10 protein-coding genes and 1 pseudogene are annotated in these 6,076 nt (G+C 72.2%); 8 read left to right on the forward strand and 3 right to left on the reverse strand.

Features of this window, described 5'->3' with window-relative positions:
- Window positions 1–19 precede the first annotated feature (19 nt).
- Both AB0G56_RS34020 and AB0G56_RS34025 read left to right on the forward strand, forming a co-directional pair.
- Entirely contained in the window at window positions 20–391 is a 372-nt protein-coding gene (locus AB0G56_RS34020) for a VOC family protein (protein ID WP_360977376.1), read from the forward strand.
- 2 nt (window positions 392–393) lie between these two features.
- A complete protein-coding gene (locus tag AB0G56_RS34025; protein ID WP_360977379.1) occupies window positions 394–1,356 on the forward strand; it encodes a DNA-3-methyladenine glycosylase 2 family protein in 963 nt (320 codons plus the stop codon).
- 445 nt (window positions 1,357–1,801) lie between these two features.
- On the opposite strand, the gene rpsN is transcribed toward AB0G56_RS34025, so the two are convergent.
- Together rpsN and rpmB are read right to left on the reverse strand one after the other, a co-directional pair.
- Window positions 1,802–2,107 carry a 30S ribosomal protein S14 gene (rpsN, locus tag AB0G56_RS34030; RefSeq protein ID WP_360977382.1) on the reverse strand — a complete coding sequence of 102 codons (306 nt, stop codon included), beginning with the start codon at window positions 2,105–2,107 and terminating at the stop codon, window positions 1,802–1,804.
- The gene (gene rpmB / locus AB0G56_RS34035; protein ID WP_360977385.1) at window positions 2,107–2,343 is read right to left on the reverse strand and encodes a 50S ribosomal protein L28; all 237 of its coding nucleotides are present in this window, start codon (window positions 2,341–2,343) and stop codon (window positions 2,107–2,109) included. Before rpmB ends, rpsN begins: the two co-directional genes overlap by 1 nt.
- Window positions 2,344–2,408: 65 nt before the next feature.
- On the opposite strand from rpmB, the gene rpmG reads away from it, so the two are divergent.
- From rpmG to rpmF, 5 genes are read left to right on the forward strand one after another with little or no spacing between them, the layout of a single operon-like run.
- A complete protein-coding gene (gene rpmG, locus AB0G56_RS34040; RefSeq protein ID WP_360977388.1) occupies window positions 2,409–2,573 on the forward strand; it encodes a 50S ribosomal protein L33 in 165 nt (54 codons plus the stop codon).
- A gap of 51 nt (window positions 2,574–2,624) precedes the next feature.
- On the forward strand, window positions 2,625–2,882 hold the full coding sequence (locus tag AB0G56_RS34045; protein WP_360977391.1) for a type B 50S ribosomal protein L31: 258 nt from the start codon (window positions 2,625–2,627) through the stop codon (window positions 2,880–2,882).
- Window positions 2,879–4,039 carry a GTP-binding protein gene (locus AB0G56_RS34050; RefSeq protein ID WP_360977394.1) on the forward strand — a complete coding sequence of 387 codons (1,161 nt, stop codon included), beginning with the start codon at window positions 2,879–2,881 and terminating at the stop codon, window positions 4,037–4,039. The genes AB0G56_RS34045 and AB0G56_RS34050 overlap by 4 nt, the downstream gene beginning before the upstream one ends.
- 32 nt (window positions 4,040–4,071) lie before the next feature.
- Window positions 4,072–4,305: a 30S ribosomal protein S18 gene (gene rpsR, locus AB0G56_RS34055; protein WP_360977397.1), complete on the forward strand. Its 234-nt coding sequence runs from the start codon at window positions 4,072–4,074 to the stop codon at window positions 4,303–4,305.
- A 43-nt stretch (window positions 4,306–4,348) separates the two neighbouring features.
- On the forward strand, window positions 4,349–4,519 hold the full coding sequence (gene rpmF, locus AB0G56_RS34060; protein WP_360977400.1) for a 50S ribosomal protein L32: 171 nt from the start codon (window positions 4,349–4,351) through the stop codon (window positions 4,517–4,519).
- Between the two features lie 323 nt (window positions 4,520–4,842).
- On the opposite strand, the gene AB0G56_RS34065 is transcribed toward rpmF, so the two are convergent.
- Window positions 4,843–5,619: a methyltransferase domain-containing protein gene (locus AB0G56_RS34065; RefSeq protein WP_360977403.1), complete on the reverse strand. Its 777-nt coding sequence runs from the start codon at window positions 5,617–5,619 to the stop codon at window positions 4,843–4,845.
- 363 nt (window positions 5,620–5,982) lie between these two features.
- Here AB0G56_RS34065 and AB0G56_RS34070 point away from each other — a divergent pair.
- Window positions 5,983–6,076 (forward strand): annotated as a pseudogene (locus AB0G56_RS34070) (MarR family transcriptional regulator); the annotation flags it as partial.

Consider the following 6,076-nt stretch of genomic DNA (forward strand, 5'->3'; position numbering starts at 1 on the left):
ATTCGGTTCTGGAGGAACCATGGCCGCCACTGTCGAAGGTCCCGATTTCGTCGCTCTCCAGGTGAAGGACGTGCCCGCCGCAGCCGCCTTTTTCGAGGAGCGCCTCGGACTGCGCCGGGCGCCGGCCTCGCGGCCCGGCGCGGTGGTGTTCTCCACCGGCCCGATCGCGTTCGCCGTGCGCGAGCCGCTTCCCGGCGTGGACCTGGACGATGCCGCGCGTCCCGGCTTGGGCGTGGCGCTGTGGTTGCGCACCTCGGACGCGAGCGCGCTGCGCGAGCAGCTGGCGCAGGCCGACACGCAGGACGTCAGCGCCCTGGAGGACACTCCGTTCGGCTTGACGTTCTCCTTCACCGGCCCCGAGGGCTACCGGCTCACCGTGCACGGAGGCTGACATTGAGCGCTGTGGTCCTCGCCCCCCGCGGCCCGTTCTCACTCGACGCCGGCCTGCGTTTCCTGCGAGGCTTCACCCCAGCCGCCTACCGGGGAGGGCAGGACCCGGTGCTCCGGCTGGCCTTTCCCTCGGACGACGGCCGCTTCACCGTCACCGCCGCCGTGCGGCAGGAGCGGACGCCGGGGGACAACGGCGCGGTGCGGGCCCAGATCACGCTCCGCCCGGCCGGCCTCGGTCCCCGGCACCTTCCCGCCTCACCCGCTGCCGGCGCCGCCGAAGCGGAGAAGGCCGCCGAGAGCGTTGCGCGCATCCTCTCCCTGGATGTCGACGGCGACCGCTTCCCGGAACTGGCATCCGCCGATCCGGTGGTGGCCGGGCTGATGAGACGGTTCCCCGGACTGCGCCCGGTCTGCTTCAACTCGCCCTACGAGGCTGCGGTGTGGACGGTGATCGGCCACCGGGTCCGCAAGAGCCATGCCGCCGCAGTCAAGACGCTCCTCGCGCAGCGCCACGGCCGCCGGGTCGAGGTCGCCGGGCAGGAGGTGTTCGCCTTTCCCTCCCCGGCGGCCCTGCGGACAGTCACGAGCTTTCCCGGCCTCACCGAGGTGAAGATCAGCCGGCTGCACGCCGTGGCCGAGGCCGCGGACGCGGGTGCACTCGACGCCGCGTCCTTGCGCGCCCTACCGGCCCAGGACGCCCTCGCCGCGCTGCGGGAGCTGCCCGGAATCGGCCCGTTCTCCGCCGAACTCATCCTCATCCGCGGCGCCGGTCACCCGGATCTCTTCCCCCGCCACGAACCCCGGTTGCACGCCGCCATGGCCGACGTCTACGCCCTCGAAGCCCCCGCGGGCGGCGTCCCGGCGCTGGCGGACATCGCGGAGCGGTGGAAGCCCTACCGCAGCTGGATCGCGTTCCTGATGCGCGTGCAGGCCGACCCGCGCATCAGGTCCACGCGCGGCAGGTAGGTCGTCCGCCGGCGTGGACGGGCTGGGGGCGTATGCACCCACCCCTTCCCACCCCTTCCCGGCCCATCCGCCGACAAGCCCGCGCACTCCCGTCCCGGACGCGGAAGCGCAGGACGTGCGGACCGTCGGAGCAGGCGACATCCGGCCACACCCACCTGCGTAGACGCCACATCAAGGCGCTCACCCGCAGAAGAAGGGCCGAGCCGCCAACCACAGGAAGTGAGGGGGCGGCCAGGGCGCACACCCGTGCGGGCGCACACCCGAGCCCGTCTGCCGCGCCCGGCGGCACCGACGCCCCGCAGGAGCGTGGTGGGCCGGGACACGGCGGCCGTGCGCCGGGGCCGTGCTCCGGACCGGCACCGGGAGGCGAGCCGGCGCAGGTGCGTCGCCGCCGGGGGCTTCGGTGATCAGCGGACCCCGGAGGCCCGCCCCCACTCGGCCCGGATCACCAGGACGACTTCGTCACTCCGGGCAGGTGTCCGGCGTGCGCCTGCTCGCGCACGTTCACCCGCGAGAGGCCGAACTTGCGCAGGTGCCCGCGCGGGCGTCCGTCGACGCTGTCGCGGTTGCGTACCCGTGTCGCGCTCGCGTCCCGGGGCTGGCGGCGGAGTTCCGCCTGCGCGGCCGTCTTCTCGTCGTCCGTGGCCCCCGAGGAGGCGAGGAGCGCTTTGAGTTCGGTGCGCCGCCGCGCGTAGCGGGCCACGATCTGCTTCCGCTTCTCATTCTTCGCGATCTTGCTCTTCTTCGCCATCAGACACGCTCCCCACGAGCTCGGATCCGGGCGACCGCGGCCTCGATGCCGATGATGTCCACGGTCCTGACGGCACGGGCGCTCAACCGCAGCCGGACGTGACGTCCTTCGCCGGGCAGCCAGTACCGCTTGTTCTGGATGTTGGGGTCGAACCGGCGCGAGGTGCGCCGGTGCGAGTGGGAGATCTTCCTGCCGAACACCGGCTCTGCTCCGGTCAGTTGACAGTGGGCGGACATACGGGCCCTGCCTTTCTCTTCACCGGCTTACCGGTAATGGAAATCATTGTCGTATGCTACCCCGCATGGCTCGCAACGAAGTACGCCCGATCATCAAGCTCCGTTCCACCGCCGGGACCGGCTACACCTACGTGACCCGGAAGAACCGACGGAACGACCCGGACCGGCTCGCCCTGCGGAAGTTCGACCCCGTCGCCGGACGCCACGTCGAGTTCCGTGAGGAACGCTGACCGCGTCGGCTCCGCCCGCCCGACGACACCTCGACCCAGGGAACGCACTCCATGAAGCCAGGAATCCACCCCGCCTACCGTCCGGTCGTCTTCCGCGACAAGGCCGGCGACTTCGCCCTCCTGACCCGCTCGACGATGACCGGCGACAGGACCGTCGACTGGGAGGACGGCCACACGTACCCGGTGGTCGACGTCGAGATTTCCTCGGCGAGCCATCCCTTCTGCACCGGCACCGCCCGCGTGCTGGACACCGCCGGCCGCGTCGAGCGCTTCGAGCGCCGCTACGGACCGGACGGGGGCAGCCGATGACCCCCGGCGGACCGATGCCCGTGGTGATCGTCGGTGGTCTGCACGCCGAGGCTCGCCGGCACACGGTCGAACGGCTGCTGCACGAGGTACCCGGCAGCGTCGCCCTCCACCACGACCTGTCCACCGCCCCGGCGGGCACCGTGCGGCGCAGCGTCCGTGACGCTACGGGCGAAACCTCTTGGGGTGATACGCCCTTGGTCGGCGACTGCGCCTGCTGCGCCCTGCGCGAGGACCTCGTTCCCGAACTGGAGCGGCTGGCCGGCAGTGGCCGCACCCGCCTCGCGGTCCTGGAACTATGGGACTCCGTGGAGCCCCGCGGCATGGCCGAGGCCGTCGCCGCCCACGGCGCCGGCGCCTTCCGGCTCACCGACGTGGTGACCGCCGTGGACCCCGCGCTGATCCTGCCGTACTTGTCCAACGGCGACGACCTCGCGGACGTCGGACTCGCCGCGGCCGCGACGGACCAGCGCACCGTGGGCGACACCTTCGCGCGGCAGCTGGAGTACGCCCCCGTCCTCGCCGTGGCCGACAGTCCCGCCACCGGACCGCAGGACGTCGCGCTCCTACGGCAGCTGCATCCCACCGCGCGACAGATCCGCCTCGACAGCGGGCAGTTGGGCGCCACGGCGGTGACCGCGGTCACCGGGTTCGACGTGGACGCGGCGGCGGCCGCCCAGCATCCGGCCAGCGCGCGGCTCCCTCACGACTGCGACGAGGAAGGGGTCGGCACACTCGTCTGGCAACGCCGCCGCCCCTTCCACCCCGGCCGCCTCTACGAGGCGTTGGAGGACCTGTGCTGCGCCGCGGCGCGTAGCCGGGGCAGGTTCTGGCTGGCGGACCGGCCCGACAGCCTGCTCGCCTGGAGCGCTGCCGGAGGCGCGCTGTGCGTGGAGAGCGCCGGGCCGTGGATGGCCTCCCTGCCTGAGGCCGCCTGGGAGATGGTGTCCGCCGGGCGCCGGGCCGCGGCCGCGCTGGACTGGCACCCCGAGCACGGCGACCGTTGCCAGCACCTCGTCTTCACCTCTCCCGGCCTGGACCGGACAGGGCTGCTCTCGCTGCTCGACTCCTGTCTGCTCACCGACGACGAGCTGGCGTCCGGCCCCGGCGCCTGGCCTCGCCGCACCGGCTTCGACCAGCTGCTCGACCCCGTCGCCTGACGGCGTCCCGCCCCACGACCGGAGAGGTTGCCATGCCCCGCCCCACCAAGACGCTCGCGCGCAAGAGCCGACCGAATCCCCTCGACGCGGCCGGCATCGCATACATCGACTACAAGGACACCGACCTGTTGCGGAAGTTCATCTCCGACCGCGGCAAGATCCGCAGCCGCCGGGTCACCCGGATCAGCCGGCGGCAGCAGCGGCAGATCGCCACGGCCGTCAAGAACGCCCGCGAAATGGCGCTGCTTCCCCGCGCCGGCCGCTGACCCCCGCAGCACCGCCCCCTACCCCGCAGAGGAGAGGACCGTCATGGCCGTCCCCAAACGCAAGATGTCACGCAGCAACACCCGCCACCGCCGCGCCCAGTGGCGGGCCGGCACCCCGCCGCTCGCCCCGGTCACCCTCGAAGGAACCACCCACCTGGTCCCGCAGCACCTGAGGAAGGCGTACGAGCGAGGCCTGCTCCGTCCGGGGGGCTGAAGCACAGGTGCTTTCGGCCGCCCGGTCCGCGACCGGCGCGAGCATCCGGGCCCACAGCCGCACGACCGCCCGCCGGCGCCTGCCCCCTTCGGATTCCACGGAGCGGGCGGGCGCCGGCCCACTTCGACCGATCACGTGCTGACCCCTCGCGACGGACCGCGGTCACCGTCATCGCGGACGGGGCGGAAGCGGATGGAGCAGCACCAGGAGCCGTCCGTCCTCCGCGACCACGACGCCCTCCATCTCGCGAACGGGCGAGCAGCCGTGGAGTTCGCCTGGCCCTCGGCGAAGAGCCGGTACTCGTGCGGGCGGGGCCGGCCCGGCTACGAGTCAGCCACGACGATGTAGAACGTCACCGCCGCGAGGAAAGGGCCGTCGGCCAGGTGGGCCAGCCAGCGCCGGGCCGCTTCATCGGTGAGGTAGCCCGCAGCGACGGCACGTCGCGTGGTGCGCTCCAGCCCGAGGACTTCGTCAGCGGCCTGGACGTCCCGGAAGACGGGCGTGACCGGGATGACGGTGGGCACCTGGAAGCCGGCCTCGGCCGCGAGTCGTGGGAGCTGCCTGCCGATGCGCGCGTTGCGGACCACTTCATCGGTGACGTACCGGGTGTAGGAGCGCGACAGGTCGCTGTCCGGGTGGTCGATCGTCAAGGTGTCCCAGTCGGGCTCGCCCATGACAAGCCGCCCGCCCGGCCGCAGCACGCGGTGCGTTTCGCGCAGTACCAGGGCAGGATCGGCGACGTGCTGGAGCACCCGGTCGGTGCGCGCGCGGTCCGCGGTGCGGTCCGCCAGTCGCAGGCCGTGGAGATCGCCGAGGTGAACGGCGACCGTGGCCTGCCCGGCGGTACGCTCTCGGGCGGCGTCCACTGCGGCAGGGTCGTGATCGACACCGATGACTGTGCCGGTCGAGGTGGCGGCTTCGGCGAGCGCGTCGAGGTCGGTGCCGGGGCCGCAGCCGAGATCCACGACCGTCTGGCCCGGCCGGACGTCGAGCTCGTCGAGCATACGTCCTTTGTAGAAGCGGCCCAGGTCGGACGCGGCGAGACGATCGAGGTAGACGCTCGGACGGGGAGTGACGGTCTCGAACACTGTCGGTGTCATGGCCACCAGTCAAGCAACTTCCCCCGCCCTTCGCGAGGTTCGCCGTCGTGGTGACCACCCGCGGTATCGAGAACACAGCGGCGCACGGGGGCGGGGCATCATCCCGCTGCTCGCCGAGCCGGTCGGTGACCGTGCGACCGTGCAGCGAGCGCAGAGCTCCCGGTGGACGCCCCACGGTCGCCTCCCCGCCCCGAACATAGGGGGCTGCCGCACCCCGCGGCATGACGCCGGACACACTCTCCGTTGATGTTTACCTTCGCAATGCTTGCCTTTGCCAAGGTTTTGCGCCGGGTGGGCCGATTTGGGTGCCCGAGGCAATCAACCGCCTCTATGGTTGTTACAAGCAACGATTACGGAGGTGTGATGGCCGAGCGGGCGCAGTACGAGGAGCTTGCGCGTCAGCTCAGTGCCGTCGGCGCCGTGAAACGGGACATGGGGCGGATCCTGCCGCCCGACT

Source organism: Streptomyces sp. NPDC021356, from assembly GCF_040641015.1.
In the GTDB taxonomy this organism is placed as follows: Bacteria; Actinomycetota; Actinomycetes; order Streptomycetales; family Streptomycetaceae; genus Streptomyces.

Bases quoted from the DNA above. Each gene is read 5' to 3' on its own strand.
- rpmG (WP_360977388.1), top strand. From the start codon at position 2,409: ATGGCTCGCAACGAAGTACGCCCGATCATCAAGCTCCGTTCCACCGCC.
- AB0G56_RS34065 (WP_360977403.1), bottom strand. From the start codon at position 5,619: ATGACACCGACAGTGTTCGAGACCGTCACTCCCCGTCCGAGCGTCTAC.
- AB0G56_RS34050 (WP_360977394.1), top strand. From the start codon at position 2,879: ATGACCCCCGGCGGACCGATGCCCGTGGTGATCGTCGGTGGTCTGCAC.
- rpmF (WP_360977400.1), top strand. From the start codon at position 4,349: ATGGCCGTCCCCAAACGCAAGATGTCACGCAGCAACACCCGCCACCGC.
- rpmB (WP_360977385.1), bottom strand. From the start codon at position 2,343: ATGTCCGCCCACTGTCAACTGACCGGAGCAGAGCCGGTGTTCGGCAGG.
- rpsR (WP_360977397.1), top strand. From the start codon at position 4,072: ATGCCCCGCCCCACCAAGACGCTCGCGCGCAAGAGCCGACCGAATCCC.
- AB0G56_RS34020 (WP_360977376.1), top strand. From the start codon at position 20: ATGGCCGCCACTGTCGAAGGTCCCGATTTCGTCGCTCTCCAGGTGAAG.
- AB0G56_RS34045 (WP_360977391.1), top strand. From the start codon at position 2,625: ATGAAGCCAGGAATCCACCCCGCCTACCGTCCGGTCGTCTTCCGCGAC.
- rpsN (WP_360977382.1), bottom strand. From the start codon at position 2,107: ATGGCGAAGAAGAGCAAGATCGCGAAGAATGAGAAGCGGAAGCAGATC.